General features: G+C 71.1%; 4 protein-coding genes and 1 pseudogene. All 5 read left to right on the forward strand.

Features of this window, described 5'->3' with window-relative positions:
* A partial coding sequence (locus NX1_RS09630; RefSeq protein ID WP_245668413.1) for a M23 family metallopeptidase occupies positions 1–536 on the forward strand: 536 nt, incomplete at its 5' end.
* A gap of 113 nt (positions 537–649) precedes the next feature.
* Complete coding sequence (locus NX1_RS09635) at positions 650–1,633, forward strand: helix-turn-helix domain-containing protein (RefSeq protein ID WP_068056811.1); 984 nt, start codon at positions 650–652, stop codon at positions 1,631–1,633.
* 265 nt (positions 1,634–1,898) lie between these two features.
* Positions 1,899–2,632 (forward strand): annotated as a pseudogene (locus NX1_RS38805) (phosphopantetheine-binding protein); the annotation flags it as partial.
* 128 nt (positions 2,633–2,760) lie between these two features.
* Positions 2,761–3,468, forward strand: a complete 708-nt coding sequence (locus tag NX1_RS09650; RefSeq protein WP_068056817.1) for a thioesterase domain-containing protein — start codon at positions 2,761–2,763, stop codon at positions 3,466–3,468.
* 238 nt (positions 3,469–3,706) lie between these two features.
* The gene (locus NX1_RS09655; RefSeq protein WP_068056818.1) at positions 3,707–20,458 is read left to right on the forward strand and encodes a non-ribosomal peptide synthetase; all 16,752 of its coding nucleotides are present in this window, start codon (positions 3,707–3,709) and stop codon (positions 20,456–20,458) included.
* The last annotated feature ends 172 nt before the right edge of the window (positions 20,459–20,630 follow it).

The raw sequence follows: 20,630 nt of genomic DNA on the forward strand, positions 1-20,630 counted from the left end.
CGGAGGCCGCCCCCGTGGCCGCGCCCGGCGCAGCCCCCTTCGGCTTCAACAACCTGCCGCCCGAGATCGCGGGCCCGCTGGCTCAGGTCGAGGACATCCTGAAGGGCGTGCACCAGCAGGTCGCCCCCGCACCCGCGGTGCGTCCGGTCGCGGGCGCGATCAGCTCCGGATTCGGCAGCCGCTGGGGCGAATTCCACTACGGCCTCGACTTCGCCGACCAGCTCGGCGCGCCGATCCACTCCGTCAGCAACGGCACCGTGATCGAGGCGGGCCCCGCGTCCGGCTTCGGCCTGTGGGTGCGTGTGCTGCAGGACGACGGCACCACTGCGGTCTACGGCCACGTCAACGACATGTTCGTGAGCGAGGGCCAGCGGGTCCGCGCGGGCGACGTGATCGCCTCCGTCGGCAACCGCGGGCAGTCCACCGGCCCGCACCTGCACCTGGAGATCTGGGACCAGAACGGCGCCAAGATCGACCCGATGCCGTACCTCGCGTCCAAGGGCGTCCCGATGCACTGGGGCCCGTCCGCGCACTGACCCGCTGCCGGCTTGAAGTTCCCCCTTCACGCGACGGATTGCCTTCCGGCAGAGCCGGTTAGGCCTACCTCCGCATACGATCCGCGTCCCGCCGCGCCAGTTAGGCTCGGGCCGTGACCGAGCTGGGCGATATCTTCGAGCCAGGATCACCGCACGGGCGCGCCTACGCCGTGCTGGTGCACCATCCCCGATCCGGCCTGGCCGATATCGCGCGCTATCTCGACGTGACGCCGGAAGAGGCCGCCGCCACGCTGGAGATCCTGTGCGCGTTGCAGGCCGCCGTCCGGCTCGAGGATGTCGAGGGCGAACCGATCTGGGACGCGCATGCCCCGGAATCGTTGTCCGAGGCCGAGGCTCGGCGCCGCCAGCACGAGATCAACCAGATGCACGCCGCCGCCGCCCGGCTCAGTGAGACCTTCCGCTCGGTGCGACGGTCGCCGCGCGGCAACGGATCGATCGTCCCGGTCTTCGAACGCCTGGAGATGCTGGCCGATTTCGAGGAGATGCAGACCTCGGCGCGCAACTCGGTCAAGATCATCGAGCGCGGCCCTTACCTCAGCGATATCGAGCGCGAGAACCGGCAATACCTGTTGAAGCGGGCCAGGATCGGCGATGGCATCCGCTATCAGACCCTCTATCAGGACACGATCTACCAGGACGCGGAACGACTACGTCACGCGCTGTCCACCAACGCCAGCGGCGCGCAGGCGCGGACGCTGCCCGAGCCGCCGTTCAAGCTGATCATCGTCGACGACGAGCGCGCCAACCTGGTGCTGCACGCCGACGAACGCCGCCCCGATCCGATGGGCTTGCGCTTCACCGCATCTCCCGCGCTGCGGCTGCTGGTGCGCACCTTCGACGTGCTGTGGTCGCTTGCCGCGCCGATCTCGGTGAACCCCGCCGCCGACGAACTCGACGACCGCGACAAGGCCATCCTCACGCTCATGGGCCTCGGCGCCACCGACGACACGATCGCCCGCAGGCTCGGCATGTCCCGCCGCACGGTGGTGCGCCGGACCGCGCGGCTGCTGGAGCGACTCGGCGCGAGCACCCGATTCCAGGCGGGCGTGCAAGCCACCCGCCGCGGCTGGCTGTGAGCCGAAACGCTAATTTTTTAGCGGTATTCGGGTACTCGCACCACTTCCGCCGCGAGACCGATGGTTGCGTGAAGTTACTCGATAGATGGAGCCCGCCGCTCGGTCCGTGGCAGCAGTCGCCGGGGGGCGAGCAGCCCGCTGTTCGGTCAGCTGCTGACCGCGGCGGTGGAGTCGGCGTCCGATTCGATCGCGGTGCGCTACAACGCTACCGGCGCACCCGAGGACGACCGCGAGCTGACCTATCGTGACCTGGACGAATCCTCCGCTCGCCGGTGCGGCGTTGGCGCGCGGTTACCACGGCAGGCCGGGCCTCACGGCGGAACGGTTCGTGCCGAATCCGTGGGGCGCCTCCGGCGACCGGATGTACCGCACGGGCGACGTAGTGCGCTGGTTCGCCGAACCGGGGGAGCGGGCGGGCAACGCCGCGGTCGGCGCGGTGGACTGGCAGCTGGATTTCGCGGGGCGCTCGGACTTCCAGGTGAAGATCCGCGGGCTGCGCATCGAACTCGGCGAGATCGACGCGGTGCTCGGCCGCCACGAGGACGTCGAGTTCGCCATCACCCTCGGCCGGGAAACGCCAGCCGGGACAACCGCCTCGTGTCCTACGTACTCGCCGCGGCCGGTCGCCGGATCGACCCGGCGGCGCTCACCGAGCTCGCGGCGCGCAGCCTGCCCGGATACATGGTGCCCGCGGCTGTCGTGGTGCTGGACGAGGTGCCGTTGACGCCCGTCGGAAAACTGGACCGGCGCGCGCTGCCGGAGCCGGTGTTCGAGCAGGCCGTCTTCCGCGCGCCGTCGACGCCGCTGGAGGAGGCGGTCGCCACCGTGTTCGAGCAGGTGCTCGGCGCGCGGCGGATCGGCTTGGACGACGACTTCTTCTCGCTCGGCGGCACCTCGCTGCTGGCCACCCAGGTGGTCGAGCGGCTGCGGATGCGCACCGGCGCTGAGCTGACAATGGCGTCCTTCTTCACCGATCCCACCGTCGCCGGGATCGCGGCGCAGGTCGCCGCGGCGCTCGAGGCGGGGCACGACTACGACGCGAACGCCGAGAGCGCGCTGCGCGTGCTGCTGCCGATCCGGGCGGGCGGTACCGTCCGCCGGTGTTCTGCCTGCCGCCGATGTCGGGCATGTCGTGGACCTACGCGGGCCTGGCCCGGTTCCTGCCCGCCGACCAGCCGATCTACGGACTCCAGTCGCCCGCGCTGACCGAGCCCGATTACCGTCCGGTCACCGCGGCGGAGATCGTGCGCCGCTACGTCACGGAGATCAAGGCGGTCCAGCCGGAGGGACCGTACCGGCTGCTCGGCTGGTCGGTCGGCGGCGTGCTCGCGCACTCGGTGGCGATCGAACTGCAAGCCGGGCGCGACCGGGTGGACCTGCTCGCGATCCTGGACAGCGCCCGCGACGTGGACATCGCCGACTTCCACGCCGAGATCGGGAATGGCTTCGAGGCGCTCGGCATCGCGTTGCCCGCCGAACAGGACCTCGCCGAACTCGACGAGACGGCGCTGGCGACGCTGGGCGAGGCGCTCACTTGGGACTCGGCGGTGCTCACCGCCGAGCGCATCGGCGGCATCTATCGCGGCGCGCTGCGCACGGTGGAGATCGCGACGGCCGCCGAGCCCGGCGTGTTCGACGGGCGTGTCGATTACTTCCGCGCCACGATTCCGGACCCGAATGGCCGGGGCCACGGCGGTGCGCCCGCGTGGGAGCCGCACGTTTCGGGCGTGATCGAGGTGCATCCGATCGCGTCGACGCACCGGGCGATGACCACCCACGAACCGCTCGCCGAACTGGGACCGCTGCTCGCGGCCCTGCTCGAAGGAAAGGAGTGACTCCGTACCCGGCGGTAATGTGGCTGACGGTAGCCTCTGCGGGAATGTAACGCCGCGGCGCGGCGGCCGCGATTGGGTTCATAACCGAGTCGATCAGACCGGTCGGCCTGTTGCGGTCGCCCGCCTACACTGATGTGATTGCTCGGACCGCGCCGACCCATGGCAGTTCAGATGGGGCGGGGGACTGATCTGCGTTCGCTCGTGCGGCGCTAGCTCGACGAGAGGTGAATACGCTCGAATGGAAACTGCCCGCCGTTCTACACGTGGTAGTCGTCGCCGCAGGCCAGGTAGTCCACTCTTCGGGCAACTCCTCACTGCCGCGGTGGAGTCCGCGGCCGATGAGGTGGCGGTGCGTTTCGACCCCGCCAACAACCCCGAGACCGCAATCGAGCTGACCTACCGTCAGCTGGACGAGGACTCCTCGCGGCTGGCAAGGGAACTGATCGAGCGGGGCATCGGCCCCGGCGACGTGGTGGCCATCGGTATCGCGCGGTCCGTCGCGTCGGTCATCTCGGTGTGGGCGATCGCCAAGACCGGCGCCGCCTACGTTCCGGTTGATCCGAGCTATCCACCGGACCGGATCGCGCACATCGCCTCCGACTCCGGAGCCGTGCTCGGCCTGACCACCAAGGCGCACCGGCGTGCACTCGGCACCGATGTCTACTGGATCGAGCTGGACGATCCCGTGGTAGCCGAGCGCATCCTGGCCAGGGAAGAGTGGCCGATCACCTACGCCGATCGCGTGCGCGCCCTCAACGAGCAACACCCGGCTTACGTCATCTATACCTCCGGTTCGACCGGCCGCCCCAAGGGCGTCGTCGTCACCCACTCCGGCCTCGCCGGTCTGGTCGCCGCCGAGCGCGATCACTACGGGATCGACGGCGATTCGCGCGTGCTGCACGTCTGCTCGCCGAACTTCGACGTGTCGGTGCTGGAACTGCTGCTGACCTTCTCGGCGGGCGCGACCCTGGTGATCGCGCCGCCGAAGGTGTTCGGCGGTTACGAGCTCGCGGATCTGCTGCGCCGCGAGGCCGTCACGCACATGCTGATCACGCCGGGCGCGCTGGAATCGGTGGACGCCGCCGGACTCGACGACCTGCGCGTCGTGGTGGTCGCGGGCGAGAAGTTCGGCCCGGAACTGGTCGCGCGCTGGGCCGACGGGACCCGCGAGTTCTACAACGGCTACGGCCCGACCGAGGCCACCATCCTCGCCACCAGCACCGCACCGATGGTCCCCGACGAGCCGATCACCATCGGCTCGGCCATCCCGGGCGTCGGCGCGTTCGTGCTGGACACCCGGCTGCGTCCGGTGCCCGCCGGCGTCGTCGGCGAGCTATACCTTTCCGGTCCCGCGCTGGCCCAGGGTTATCTGAACCGCCCCGGCCTCACCGCGGAGCGCTTCGTCGCAAGCCCGTTCGGCACGGAGACCGGACAGCTGGGCGCCCGGCTGTACCGCACCGGTGACCTGGTGCGCCGCAGCGAGACCGACGGCACCATCGAGTACCTGGGCCGCTCGGACTTCCAGGTGAAGATCCGCGGCCTGCGCATCGAGCTCGGCGAGATCGACAACGCGCTGACCTCGCACCCGGACGTCGACTTCGCCGCGACGCTCGGCCGGTCGCTGCCCTCGGGCGCGACGGCGCTGGTGTCGTACGTGCTGCCGCGGCCCGGCGCGACCATCGACACCGACGCGCTCTCGGCGTTCGTCGGCCAGTCGCTGGCCGCCTACATGGTGCCCGCGGTGATCATGGTGCTCGACGAGATCCCGCTGACGCCGGTCGGCAAGCTGGATCGCAACGCGCTGCCCGAGCCCGTTTTCGAGGTCAAGGAGTACCGCGCGCCCGAGACCAGGATCGAGGAGATCGTCGCCGAGGTGTACGCGGCCCTGCTGCTGCCTGACGACCCGGAGGCCCGCGTCGGCGCGGACGACGACTTCTTCGATCTCGGCGGCAACTCGCTGCTCGCCGCGCAGGCCATCGCGCGGATCGGCACGGCGCTCGGCGCGCGGGTGCCGATGCAGCTGCTCTTCGACGCCTCGACGGTGGCCGGTCTGGCCGCGCAGCTGGAGCAGCACGCGGGGTCGGCGCTCGGCCGCGCGCTGGAGCCGCAGCCGCGTCCAGAGCGGATTCCGCTGTCGTTCGCGCAGCAGCGCATGTGGTTCCTGAACCGCTTCGATCCGGCCAGCGGGGTCAACAACATTCCCGTCGCCGTCCGGCTCTCCGGCGCGCTCGACGTGACCGCGCTCGGCGCCGCGGTGCGTGACCTGGTGCAGCGGCACGAGGTGCTGCGCACCGTCTACCCCGAATACGACGGCGCCGGATACCAGCTGGTGCTGCCCGCCGACGATCCGCGCGCGCTGCCGGAACTGGTCGCCGAGCCCGCCACCGAGGCGGAGGTGTTCGACCTGGTCGCGGCCGCCGTGACCGAGGGCTTCGACGTGACCGCGGCCGCCCCGATCCGCTTGCGCCTGCTGGCGTTGAGCCAGACCGAGCACGTGCTGGTGTGCGTGGTCCACCACATCGCCGGTGACGGATTCTCGATGGGCCCGCTGACGCGCGACCTGATGACCGCCTACGCGGACCGCGCCGCGGGACGCGCGCCGCAGCTGGCCCCGCTCGCGGTGCAGTACGCCGACTACACGCTGTGGCAGCGCGAAGTGCTCGGCAGCGAGGACGACCCGGAATCGGTACTCGCGCAGCAGATCGACTTCTGGCGCGCGGAATTGGCCGGGCTGCCCGAGCAATTGGAGCTGCCCGCCGACCGCCCGCGCCCCTCGGTCGCCTCCTACCGCGGCGACGTGCTGCGCTTCGGGGTCGACGCCGACGTGCACGCCGCGCTCGGCGAGGTGGCCCAGCGTCACCATTCGACGCTGTTCATGGTTGTGCACACCGCGTTGGCGGTGCTGCTCGCCCGCCTCTCGGGCACCAGGGACATCGTCATCGGCACGCCGGTCGCAGGCCGCGGTGACGCCGCGCTGGACGATCTGATCGGCATGTTCGTCAACACGCTCGTGCTGCGCAACGACGTCGACCCGGCGGCGTCCGTCGACCAGCTGCTCGACGCGGTCCGCCACGGCGACCTGGCCGCCTTCGGCCACGCCGACCTGCCGTTCGAGCGGCTGGTCGAGCTGCTCGATCCGGTGCGCTCCGCTGCGCGTCATCCGCTGTTCCAGGTGATGCTGACCTTCCAGAACTTGGCGCGGACCGAGCTGGAGCTGCCCGGCCTGACGGTGTCCGGCGTGGACATGGCGGTGCCGCTGGCCAAGTTCGACCTCCAGCTTTCGCTGGCCGAGCAGCTCGACCCCACCGGGGCGCCCGCGGGGATCTCGGCCGAGATTACCTACGCCACCGACCTTTTCGATCCCGCGACGATCCGCGGGCTCGCCGACCGCTTCGGGCTGATCCTGGCCGCGATCGCAGGCGATCCCACCGCGGTCATCGGCGACATCGATCTGCTCACCGCCGACGAGCGTGCCGCGGTGCTCACCGGCTGGAACGACACCACGCAGCCGGTGCCCGCCGCCACGCTGGTCTCGCTGTTCGAGCGCCAGCGCGCCGCGACGTCGTACGCGACGGCGCTGGTGTTCGAGGACGAACGACTGACCTACGCGGAGTTCGGCGCGCGGGTGCACCGGATGGCCCGGCGACTGCTCGCCGACGGCGTCGGACCCGGTTCTCTTGTGGCGCTGGCGATCCGGCGTTCGACCGAGTTGGTCGTCGCGATGTACGCGGTGCTGGAGGCCGGCGCGGGCTACGTCCCGCTCGACCCGGACCAGCCCGCCGAGCGGGTGGACTACGTCCTGGAAACGGCCAGGCCCGTTCTCGTGCTCACCACCGAGCGCGACGATTTCGCCACGGCCGCCGCGCCGGTTCTCGCGATGGACACGCTCGACCTGGAGGGCTTCGAGTCCGCGCCGGTCTCGGATTTCGAACGGGCGCGGCCGATTCGGCCGGGCGACACCGCCTACGTGATCTTCACGTCCGGCTCCACCGGCCGCCCCAAGGGTGTGGCCGTCACGCACGGCGCGATCGTCAACCGGCTGCTGTGGATGCAGCACGAATACCCGCTCGGCGCGGACGACGTGGTGTTGCAGAAGACGCCCGCGACGTTCGACGTGTCGGTGTGGGAGTTCTTCTGGCCGTTGCAGGTCGGCGCGCGCCTGGTCGTGGCGAAGCCGGACGGCCATCGCGATCCGGTGTACCTGGCCACGGTCATGGCCGAACAGCAGGTCACCACGGCTCATTTCGTGCCGTCGATGCTCTCGGTGTTCGTCTCGACGCTGGGCGACGGCGCCGCGGCGCCCGCGCTGCGTCAGGTTTTCGCCTCGGGTGAGGCGTTGCCCGCGCCGACCGCGCAGCGGTTGCGTGAGTTGACCGGTGCGCGTCTGCACAATCTGTACGGCCCGACCGAGGCGGCGGTCGACGTGACCTATCACGAGGTCGTCGATGCCGATGAGGTGTCGGTGCCGATCGGTCGTCCGGTGTGGAACACCCAGCTCTATGTGTTGGATTCGCGGTTGCACCCGGTCGCTCCCGGTATCGCGGGTGAGTTGTATCTGGCGGGTGATCAGCTCGCGTTGGGGTACTTGGGTCGCAGCGACCTGACGTCCGACCGTTTCGTGGCCAACCCCTACGGCCCGTCTGGTTCGCGGATGTATCGCACGGGTGACTTGGTCGCCTGGAGCAAGCAGGGTGAGCTGGAGTATCTGGGCCGCACGGACTTCCAGGTGAAGTTGCGTGGTCTGCGTATCGAGCTGGGTGAGATCGAGGCGGCGTTGCTGGCGCAGCCGGGTGTCGCGCAGTCGGTCGTGGTGTTGCGTTCGGATGCGCACGCGGGCGATCAGCTGGTGGGTTACGTTGTGCCCGAACCAGATTCGTCGCTCGATGCCGAGGCAGTGCGCAAAGAGGTCGGGGCGGTCCTGCCCGGCTACATGGTGCCCGCGGCGCTCGTCGTGCTCGACGCCTTCCCGCTGAACCCCAGCGGCAAGCTGGATCGCAAGATGCTGCCCGCGCCCGTGTTCGGCGGCGGCGCGGAGTTCCGCGCGCCGAGCACGCCCATCGAGCAGACCGTCGCCGAGGTGTTCGCGGCGCTGCTCGGCGCGAACGAGGTCGGTCTCGACGACGATTTCTTCGCCCTCGGCGGCAACTCGCTGCTCGCCACGAGGGTGGTGGCCAGGCTGAACGCGGCGCTGGACGCGAACATCGAGGTCCGCGAGATCTTCGAGGCCCCGACCGTGGCCGCGCTGGCCGCGCGGGTCGTGCCGGGCGAGTCCGGTGACGCCCGTCCGCCGCTGGTGCCCGCCGTCCGTCCCGAGCTGGTGCCGCTCTCGCTGGCCCAGCAGCGCATCTGGGTGCTCAACCAGATCGATCCGGAATCGGCCGCCTACAACATCCCGTTCGCCATCACGCTCGCGGGCAGGCTCGACGTGGCCGCGCTCCAGCAGGCCGTGCTCGACGTGCTGGAGCGGCACGAGGCGCTGCGCACCCGCTACCCGGCGGCGGCCGTCGGCGAGCTGCCGTACCAGGAGATCCTGACCGTAGCCGACGCGCTGCCCGGCGGGCTCGCGGTGGAACAGCCGACCGACATCATGGGCCGAGTCGTCGAGCTGATGTCGGGTGGCTTCGACGTCACCGCACAGCCTCCGGTGCGCATCGCGCTGCTCAACGGCGGCGTCGCGGACAAGCACCTGCTCGTCCTCGTTGCCCACCACATCGCCGCCGACGGCGCTTCACTGGCGCCGCTGGCCCGCGACCTGATGACCGCCTACATCGCCCGCACCGAGGGCGAGGCGCCCGGCTGGGCCCCACTGACCGTGCAGTACGCCGACTACGCGCTCTGGCAGCGCGAGGTCGTCGGCGTCGTGGACGACGCGGATTCCGTCGCCGCGCGGCAGCTGGCGTACTGGGCCGAACAGCTGGCGGGTCTCACCGGCGCGGCGGCGCTGCCGCAGGACCGGCCGCACCCGCCCGTGCCGTCGATGCGCGGCGCCTCGGTCGGCTTCCGGTTGCCCGCCGAGGTGCACGGCGAGCTGGCTCGCCTTGCGCGGGAACAGAACTCGTCGTTGTTCATGGTGCTGCACGCGGTGCTCGCCGTGCTGCTCGCGCGCCTCACCGGCGATGCCGACGTCGCCATCGGCACCCCGATCGCAGGCCGCGGCGAACGCGCGCTGGACGACCTGGTCGGCATGTTCGTCAACACGCTGACGCTGCGCACGACCGTCGACCCGGACGCCACCTTCGCCGAGCTGGTCCATGCGGCGCGGGAGACCGACCTGACGGCGTTCGCCAACGCGGACATCCCGTTCGAGCGCGTGGTCGAGACCGTCGCGCCCGGCCGCGCCAGCACGAACAACCCGCTGTTCCAAGCGGTTCTGGCCTTCCAGAACCTGGAGCGTCCGACCCTGGAGCTGCCCGGCCTGACCGTCGGCGTGCTGGACTCGGAGTCCATCGCGGCGAAGTTCGACCTGCTCCTGAACGTCGAACCGCGCCACCGCGAGGACGGCTCGCCCGCCGAGCTCGCGGCCGTCTTCACCTACGCCACCGACATCTTCGACGAGGCGACCGTGCGCTCGTTCGCGCGTCGCCTGGCGATGGTGGCCGGCGCGGTCGCCGCCGACCCGCACCAGCGCGTCGGCGCGATCGACCTGCTCGAGCCCGTCGAGCGGGAACGGCTGCGCCCCAACCGCATTCCGGTGTCGCGCGACATCACGCTGCCGCAGCTGCTGCGCAACGCCGTGCAGACCAACCCGAACGGCACCGCGGTCGTGGTGGCCGACGCCGCCGAGCGGTACGGCAGCCTCTCCTACGCCGAACTCGATCTGCGCTCGACGCTGCTGGCGCGGCTGCTCATCGACCGTGGCATCGGCCCGGACGACGTGGTGGCGGTCGGCATTCCGCGCTCGGTGGAATCGGTGCTCGCGGTATGGGCCGTGGCCAAGACCGGCGCCGCGTTCGTGCCGGTGGACACCAACTACCCGGCCGAACGCATCGGCCACATGGTCAAGGACTCGGGCGCGGTGCTCGGCCTGACGGTCTCCGACGCCCAACGCGCGCTGCCCGGCCTGGTCGAATGGCTGCTGCTCGACGACATCGAGTTCGTCAGCGGGCTCGCGGTGTACTCGGCCAAGCCGATCACCGACGCCGACCGGGTGCGGCCGCTGCGGCCCGCGCATCCGGCCTACGTCATCTACACGTCCGGCTCGACCGGCACCCCGAAGGGCGTCGTGGTCACCCACGCCGGTCTCTCGGGCTTCTGCGACGAACAGCGGGAACGCTATCGGGTGACCTCCGCTTCGCGGACGCTGCACTTCGCGTCCCCGTCCTTCGACGCCTCGGTGCTCGAGCTGCTGCTCGCCGTGGGCGGCGCCGCCGCGATGGTGGTCGCCTCGCCTGACGTCTACGGCGGCGCGGGCCTGGCGGAGCTGTTGCGGCGCGAGCGGGTGACGCACGCCTTCGTGACGCCCGCTGCGCTGGCGTCCATGGACGCGACCGGTCTGGACGAACTGCGCGTGCTCATCACCGGCGGCGAGGCCTGCCCGCCGGAGTTGGTGCGGCGCTGGGTGATTCCCGTCGGCCACGGCATGCGGCAGTTCTTCAACGCATACGGTCCGACCGAGGCCACGGTCATGACCAACGTGACCGCCTCGATGACGCCGGACCTGCCGGTGACCATCGGCGCGCCGATCCGCGGCGTCGCCGCGTACGTGCTCGACCATCGGATGCGTCCCGTCCCGACCGGGGTGGCCGGTGAGCTGTACGTCTCCGGTGCGCAGCTGGCGCGCGGTTACGGCGGCCAGTCCGGCCTGACGGCGAGCCGCTTCGTCGCCGACCCGTTCACCGCGGACGGCTCGCGGATGTACCGCACCGGCGACCTGGTGCGCTGGACTCCGAAGGGTGAGCTGGAGTACCTGGGCCGCAACGATTTCCAGGTCAAGGTGCGTGGTTTCCGCATCGAGCTCGGAGAGATCGACGCGGTGCTCGCCGCGCACGAGAGCGTGGACTTCGCGGTGACCGTCGGCCACGAACTCGACAGCGGCGCCACGATTCTCGCTTCCTACGTGCACGCCGCTCCCGGCGCGCAGGTCGACGTCGCGACGCTGACCGCGTTCGCCGAGGAGACGTTGCCGCGCCACATGGTGCCGACCGCCATCACCGTGCTCGACGAGATCCCGCTGACCCCGGCGGGCAAGCTGGACCGGCGCGCGCTGCCGGCACCGCACTTGCAGGTCAAGGAGTTCCGCGCGCCCAGCGGCCCGCTCGAAGAGCTCATCGCCGAATTGTTCGGCGAGGCGCTCGGCTCGCAGGAGCCGATCGGCGCGGACGACGACTTCTTCGCGCTCGGCGGAAATTCGCTGATCGCCACCCAGGTGATGGCTCGCCTCGGTAGCGCGCTCGGCGGTCGTCTCGAGGTGCGCGAACTGTTCAACGCCTCCACCGTGGCGGGCCTGGCCGCGCGGTTGGCGCAGAACACGGCGGCCCCGGCGCGGCCCGCGCTGATCGCAGGTCCGCGGCCGGAGACCATTCCGCTCTCGCCCGCGCAGCGGCGCTACTGGTTCCTCAACCAGTTCGACACCGCCGCGTCGGCCGTCGACAACATCCCGCTCGCGGTGCGGCTCATCGGCGCGCTCGACGTCGACGCGCTCGGCCAGGCGATCGCCGACGTGGTCGCCAGGCACGAGGTGCTTCGCACCACCTACCCGGGCTCGGACGAGGCGCCCCGCCAGCTGATCCATCCGGCGTCCGAGCTACCCGAACTGGTCCCGGTGGACATCCCCGAGGGCGAGTTGCAGTCCGCGGTGGTCGATTTTGCGCTGACCACGTTCGATGTGACGGCCGAGGTCCCGTTCGCCGTGACGCTGTTCCGGCTGGCGCCCACCGAGCACGTGCTCGCGATCGTGGTGCACCACGTCGCGGCCGACGGCGCCTCGATGAACCCGCTGGCTCGCGACGTCATGACGGCGTACGCGGCAAGGGCAGCCGGCGCGGTCCCGGTGTTCGAGCCGCTGCCGTTGCAGTACGCCGACTACGCGCTGTGGCACGACGCGGTGCTCGGCTCCGAGGACGACCCGGAATCCATTGCCGCCCAGCAGATCTCCTATTGGCGTGCGGCGCTGGCCGGGCTGCCCGACCAGCTGGAGCTGCCCGCCGACCGCCCGCGCCCCCCGGTGCAGTCCTTCCGCGGCGCCGCGCTGCGCACGGTGATCTCGGCGGACCGGCACGCCGCGCTGCAGGAGCTGGCGCGAGCCAACCACGCCTCGCTGTTCATGGTCGTGCACGCGGCGCTCGCGGTGCTGCTCGCCCGGCTCTCCGGCACCGACGACATCGCCGTCGGCACCCCGCTCGCGGGCCGCGGCGAACGCGAACTCGACGATCTGATCGGCATGTTCGTCAACACCGTGGTGTTCCGCACCAGGGTGCGCCCCGGTGAGCGGTTCGCCGATCTGCTCACCGAGGTGCGCGAACGCGACCTGGAGGCGTTCGCCAACGCGGACGTGCCGTTCGAGCGTCTGGTCGAGGTGCTCAACCCCGCGCGGTCGACCGCGCGCAATCCGCTGTTCCAGATCGGCCTGTCGTTCCAGAACCTCGCCGAGACCACCTTCGAGCTGCCCGGATTGACGGTCGGCGCGGTCGATTTCGACGCCAGGCTGGCCAAGACCGATCTGCAGCTGACGGTGACCGACCGCTACGCGCCCGACGGCACCCCCGCCGAGCTGGTGGCCGACTTCAGCTACGCCACCGACCTGTTCGACGAGGGCACCGTGCGTGGCTTCGCGGACCGGTTCGAGCGGGTGCTCGACGCCGTGATCGCCGACGCCGCCGTGTCGGTGGGCGAGATCGATCTGCTCTCCGCCGAGGAGAACGAACGAATCCTGCGGTCCTGGAACGACACCGCACGCTCGGTGGACGCAAGGGCGACCCTGGTGTCGCTGCTCGACGCGACCGTGGCCGGTTGGCCACAGGCTCCCGCGCTCGTCGCCGATACCGCCGCGGGTCTGCTCGAGCTGACCTATGCCGAGCTGGATGCTCGGGTGAACCGGTTGGCGCGGTACCTGATCGGTCGCGGTGTGCGTCCGGAGGATCGGGTGGCGTTGGCGATTCGCCGGTCGGCGGACCTGGTGATCGCGATGTACGCGGTCGCCAAGGCGGGCGCGGCGTATGTACCGATCGACCCGGCACAGCCTGCCGAGCGGGTGGACTACATCCTGAACACCGCCGCGCCGCGCTGCGTGCTGACCACCGCGGTCGACGGCTTCACCAGCGCCGCCGCGGAGGCGGTGTCGCTCGACACGCTCGACCTGACCGCCTACTCGCCTGCGCCGATCTCGGCGCGTGAGCGCAATGGTGTTCTGGTCGCGGCGAATACGGCGTATGTGATCTTCACGTCGGGTTCGACGGGTCAGCCCAAGGGTGTGGCGGTGCCGCACGGGGCGATCGTGAACCAGTTGCTGTGGAAGACGGCGGAGTTCGATCTCGACAGCGAGAACGTGGTGCTGCTGAAGACGGCCGCGACCTTCGACCTGTCGGTGTGGGAGTTCTGGTCGGCCGCGGTGAGCGGCGGCCGCCTTGTGGTGGCGACCGCCGATGGTCACCGTGATCCGGCGTACCTGAACGGGTTGATGCGTGCGACCGGTGTGACCACGTTGCACGTGGTTCCGTCGATGCTGGACGCGCTGCTCACCGAATCCGAAGGGCGGCTTCCGGAATCGCTGCGCCGGGTGCTCGCGATCGGCGAGGCGCTGCCCGCCGCGCTGGCCCAGCGGGTCCGCGCCGGCGGCACCGAGCTGTTCAACCTGTACGGCCCGACCGAGGCGGCGGTGTCGATCACCAACCACCCGGTCACCGATGCCGACGCGGGCTCCGTCCCGATCGGCGTGCCGGAGTGGAACAGCCGCGTCTACGTGCTCGACGCCATGCTGCGTCCCGTCCCGGTCGGCGTGCCAGGCGAGCTGTACCTCGCTGGAGCCCAATTGGCGCGTGGCTACTTCGCTCGCCCCGGTCTCACCGCCGACCGCTTCGTCGCCGACCCGATCGCCGCGGCGGTCTCCGGCGAGCCGGGTGCGCGTATGTACCGCACCGGCGACCTGGTGGTCTGGAACGCCGACGGCGAGCTGGAGTACCGTGGCCGCACCGACTTCCAGGTGAAGGTCCGCGGTTTCCGCATCGAACTCGGCGAGATCGACGCGGCGCTCACCGCGCAGCCCGGCGTCGACTTCGCGATCACCGTCGGCCGCGAATCCGGTACGCGGGCGATGACTCTCGTCTCCTATGTGGTGCCGGTGAAGGGCGCGCGGCTCGACCCCGACGCGCTCGTCGCGCAGCTCGGCGGGCAGTTGCCGGAGTACATGGTGCCCGCGGCCGTCGTCGTGCTCGACGAGCTGCCGCTCACGTCGGTCGGCAAGGTGGACCGGTCGGCGCTGCCCGAGCCGGTGCTGCCGACCCGCGAATACCGCGCGCCGCGCACGGCGGAGGAAGAGGTCGTCGCCTCGGTCATCGGCGAGGTGCTCGGCATCGACCGCGTCGGCGCGGACGACGACTTCTTCGCGCTCGGCGGCGACAGCATCGTGTCCATCCAGGTGGTGGCACGGGCGCGCGCCAGGGGCGTGCTGTTCACCCCGCGCCACGTCTTCGAGGCGCGCACGGTGGCGGCGCTCGCCGCGATCGCCACCTCGGCATCGGCGGCCGCGGAGCAGCAGACCGGCGAGCTGCCGCTCACGCCGGAGGCCGCTCGACTGCTCGCGGTCAGGCGAGACGGCGTCGAGGTGCGCGCGATCGTGCTCGACGTGCCCGCCGATCGCCCGGTGCCGATGGTGCGCGCCGCGATCGACGCGGTGCTGCAACAGAACCCGATGCTGTGGGTGCGGCTGCGCCCCGCGGCCGACGGCGTCCCCGCGGCGTTCGACCTGCCCGCCGCGCCGATGCCGACCGACCAGCCGTTCTATCTGCTGGAGGACACCGCGGCCGCCGCCGTCGCGCTGGACGACGTGGTGCAGGCCGCCGCCGCGGCGCTGGACCCGACGCAGGGTCGCAACATCCGGTTCGTCCGGATGGGTCCTGACACGGCCGCGCAGCTGGTCGTCGTCGCCAACGGCCTTGTGGTTGACGATCTCTCCTGGCGCACGGTCATCGATCAGCTCACCGCGGGCTGGTCGCGGCACCGCCACGCGGCGCCCGACGCGACCGAGTCCGGTCTGGGCACGGTGCTGCGATCCCTGGCCGCGAAGGCCGAGGACCCGGCGACCGTGGCCGAACTGGACTGGTGGCAGCGGGCATTGGCCGATGCGATCACGGAACCGCCTGCGGGAGCCGATCTTTCGGTCCGCTCGCGGGTGTCGCTGACCATCACCTCCGAAGGCGCCGCCGCGGTGACCACGATGGCGCAGGCCTACCACGCCACCGTCGAAGAGGTGCTGCTCACCGCGCTGGCCATCGCGCTGCGCACGGCCGAGAAGGAGAACTTCGCGCGCGCGGCGGGTTCGGTGGTCCGGCTCACCGCGGACGCACGCGACCGAGCGCATTCGGACCTGGTCGGCGGTTTCACCACCGACTACCCGCTGCCGCTGCGGCTCTCCGGCGTCGACATCGCCGACGCGCTGGTCGGCGGCCCGGCTGCGGGCGCCGCGCTGGGCCAGATCAAGGAGCTGCGTCGCGCGGTGCCTTCCGGCGGCGTCGGCTACGGCCTGCTGCGCTACCTGAACAGCGCGGCGGAACTGCCTGGAGCGGGCCTGATCCGGCTGCGCTACCGCGACCTGCGCCCGGCGAAGATGCACACCGACGCCGCGGCCGATGACCTGCTGCTCGACATCGTGGTGGAGACCACTCGCGAAGGACTGCGCGCCAGGTTCGACTTCGCCGTGGCCGCCTGCGGCGCCGACGACGTGAAAACCTTCGCCGAGCACTGGGTCCGGGCCCTCGGCGGGCTCGCCGAACACGCCCTTCGTCCCGGCGCCGGCGGCTACACGCCGTCGGACTTCCCGCTGGTGCGGCTCACCCAGTCCGATCTGGACCGGTTCGGCGGCGCGTACCCGGAACTGGCCGACGTCTGGCCGATGACGCCGTTGCAGTCGGGCATGCTCTTCCACGCGCAGCTCGCCGACGCCTCGATCGACGCGTACATGCTGCAGTTCGTGCTGGATCTGGACGGCACGGTGGACGCGGCGCGTTTGCACGCCGCGGCACAGGCGCTGCTGGATCGGCACGCGAACCTGCGTGTCGCCTTCGCCGACACCGGCGACGGACGCGCGGTGCAGGTGGTGCCGGATTCGGTCGCGGCGCCGTGGCGTCAGATCGCGCTCGACCACCTCGATCCGGCCGTCGCCGCGAGCGAGGCCGAGCGGATCAAGGCCGCCGACATGGCGCAGCACTTCGACATGCGGACCGCGCCGCTGCTGCGTTTCACGCTGCTGCGCACGGCGACCGATCGGTTCCACCTGATCGTCACCAGCCACCACATCCTGCTGGACGGCTGGTCGGTGCCGCTGCTGATGCGCGAGCTGCTGACCGTCTACGCGCTCGGCGTCCGCTCCCGTCATCTGCCGAAGATCCGGCCGTACCGCGACTACCTCGAGTGGCTGGTCGCGCAGGATCAGGACGCGGCGCGGCAGGCGTGGCGCTCGGCGCTCGCGGGCATCACCGAGCCGACACCGCTCGCGAACACCGCCAACCGTGAGATCTCCGCGGGGATCGGCGAGGTCGACTTCGTCTTCTCGCCGGACCAGACCGCGGCGCTGACCGGCGCCGCGGCGCGCGCGGGCGTCACGGTGAACACCGTGGTGCAGGCCGCGTGGGCGCTGCTCATCGGACGCCTCACCGACCGCGACGACGTGGTCTTCGGCGCGACCGTCTCCGGTAGGCCCGCCGAGCTGGACGGCGTGGAGACCATGGTCGGCCTGTTCCTCAACGCCATTCCGGTGCGGGTGCGCCTCGGCGCGGCGCAGACGGTGGCCGAGCTGCTGCGCACGTTGCAGGGCGAGCAGGCCGCGCTGCTGGACTACCACTACCTCGGCTTGAGCGAGATCCAGGACGCCATCGGGGTGGACGGGTTGTTCGACTCGCTGGTGGTGTTCGAGTCCTACCCGGTGGACCGGGAGGGACTGCGGCGGGCCAGCGCGATCGACGGCATGAGCGTCAGCGGCGTGCATGTCGCCGACGGCACGCACTACCCGGTGTCGGTCATCGTGGCGCTCGGCGAGCAGCTGCACGTCGAGATCAAGTACCTGCGCGATCTGTTCGACGAGGCCGCGGCGCGCACGCTCGCCGACCGGCTCGCCATGCTGATCGGCGCGTTCGTCGCCGAGCCGCGCGCCAGGATCGGCGAACTCGACGCGTTGCTGGCTCAGGAGCGCACCGCGCTCGCCGCCCGCAACGCCACCGAAGTGCCCGCGCTGCTCGATGATTCGACGCTGCTCTCGCTGTTCGACGCACAGGTCGCGCGCACCCCGCACGCGACGGCGCTGATCTTCGGCAACGCCCGGCTCAGCTACGCCGAGCTCGACGCCAGGTCGCGGCGGCTCGCGCGGGAGCTGGCCGCGCGCGGCGTCGGCCCGGAGTCGCTCGTGGCCGTGGCGATGCGGCGCAGCGTCGATCTGGTCGTCGCGATCTACGCCGTGCTGCGCGCCGGCGGCGCGTACGTGCCGGTCGATCCGGATCATCCGGTCGAGCGCAGCGAGTACGTGCTGGCCGGCGCCGCACCGGTGTGCGTATTGACCACGGCGCGTACCGGATTCGGCACCGCCACCGGCGTTCCGGTGGTCGCGGTGGACACGCTGGACTTCTCCGCGTCCGCCGGCGTGCCATTGGCGGCGGATGTGCGGGCCGACAACGTCGCCTACGTCATCTACACCTCCGGTTCGACCGGCCGCCCGAAGGGCGTGGCGATCACGCACCGGCAGATGGCCAACCAGTTCCGCTGGGCCCAGCGGACGTACCCGCACGACGGCTCCGACGTGGTGCTGCACAAGACGCCGATCACCTTCGACATCTCGACGTGGGAGTTGTTCTGGCCCTTGCAGACCGGCGCCGCCGTGCTGATCGCCGAGCCCGACGGTCATCGCGACCCGGCCTACCTGGCGCGCGTCATCGCCGAATACGGCGTAAGCACGGTGCATTTCGTGCCGTCCATGCTGGACGCCTTCCTCGACGGCACGGACGAGCACACCGAGTACCCGGCGCTGCGTCGCGTTTTCGCGGCCGGTGAGGCGCTCTCGGCGGAAACGGCCGAGGCCTTCGCCGCCGCGCTGCCTTCGGCCGAGCTGGTGAACTGGTACGGCCCCGCCGAGGCGACGGTTGTCACCGCGCACCCCGGCCGGGTCGACCGCGGTTCCGCGGTGCCGATCGGCACGCCGGTGGCCAACACCAAGGTGCTCGTGCTCGACCGCCAGCTGCGCCCGGTGCCGCTCGGCGCGGCGGGCGAACTGTACGTCGCCGGCGTGCAATTGGCCCGCGGCTACCACGGCGCCCCCGCGCTCACCGCGGAACGCTTCGTCGCGTACGAGGGCGGCCGACGGCTGTACCGCACCGGTGACGTGGTGCGCTGGCGTGCCGATGGCTACGGCGCGGCGCTGGAATACCTCGGCCGCAGCGACTTCCAGGTCAAGCTGCGCGGCCAGCGCGTCGAGCTGGGCGAGATCGAGGCCGTGCTCGCCGATCACGACGAGGTGCGCCACGTCGCGGTCTCGCTGGTGCGGCAGGCCACGGGCGACCGGCTGGTGGCCTACGTCGTTCCGGTGCCAGGTTCCGCGGTGGACGTCGACGACCTGCTCGCGCACGCGCGCGCCGCGCTGCCCGCGTACATGGTCCCCTCGGCGATCGTGCCCCTCACGGTGATGCCGCTCAACGCGAGCGGCAAGCTGGACCGCAGGGCGCTGCCGGAGCCCGAGCTCGCCGCTCGCGACTACCGCGCACCGGTGACGCCGATGGAGCAGGCCGTGGCCGCGGTCTTCGCCGAGGTGCTCGGCGTCGACACCGTCGGCGCCGACGACGATTTCTTCGATCTCGGCGGCAACTCGCTCGTCGCGACCCGCGTTGTCGGCAGGCTGCGCGCGCTCACCGGCGCCGAGGTGCGGGTGCAGTGGTTCTTCACCGACTCCACCGTCGCCGCGCTGGCCGCCAAGATCAGCACCGCGCAGGAGAACGGCGTCGACTACGCCGCCGATTCGGCCGCCGCGCTCGGCCCGCTGCTGCCGATCCGTGGCACGGGAACGGCCGAGCCGCTGTTCTGCTTCTATCCGATGGCCGGATTGTCGTGGAGTTACGCGGGTCTGGTGCCGCACGTGGACCGGTCGCGTCCGATCATCGGACTCCAGTCGCCCGCGCTCTCCGAGGACGACTACCTGCCCGAGTCGCTGGACGCGATGGCGGCGCGCTGCCTGGCCGAGATCCGCTCGGTCCAGCCGCAGGGCCCGTACCACCTGCTCGGCTGGTCGCTCGGCGGCATCCTGGCGCACGCGGTCGCGGTCCGGCTGCAGGCGGCGGGGGAGCGGGTGGCGCTGCTCGCCATGCTGGACAGCCACCACGACATCGGCGTCGCGGACTTCCGCACGGCGCTGCGCGGTGCGCTCGCCGAGATCGGGATCGGCGCCGACGACCTGCTCGGTGACGGCGACGTGCACGATCTCAGCGACGCTTCGCTCGCCGCGCTGCACGCGACCATCCCGCCGGAGCTGGCCGTGCTGACGCCGGAACGGCTGCGCCGCATCTATCGCAGCGCGGTGCGCTCGGCGGAACTGATCGCCCGGCACCGGCCCGGCGTGTTCCGGGGCAGGCTGGAGTACTTCAGCGCGCGGATCCTCGGCGAGAACCTGGTGCACGGCATCGACCCGGAGACCTCGGCGAACAAGTGGCAACCGTTCGTCGACGGCGTTGTCGCCGATCACCCGATTCAGGCCACGCACGACCAGATGACCTCGCCGGAGGCGCTCGCCGAGATCGGGCCGAGACTTTCGTCACGGCTCCCAGAGGCCGGTGAGGATCACAATTCGGCTGGTCGGGCATGATGAGGAAACGGCAAGGTAACAATCGCCCCTGGCCCGACGACTTCATAGGCCGTAGGGTCTGGCTTGGCGCCGGCCGCGCGGATGTCCGGCGGCCAGGGGGAACCCGTCCGTGATCCCGATACGAAGTGAAGGTGCGAAATTGATACGTCGACACACCCGGCGTCGTGGCACG

Source organism: Nocardia xishanensis NBRC 101358 (assembly GCF_001613365.1).
Lineage (GTDB): Bacteria > Actinomycetota > Actinomycetes > Mycobacteriales > Mycobacteriaceae > Nocardia > Nocardia xishanensis.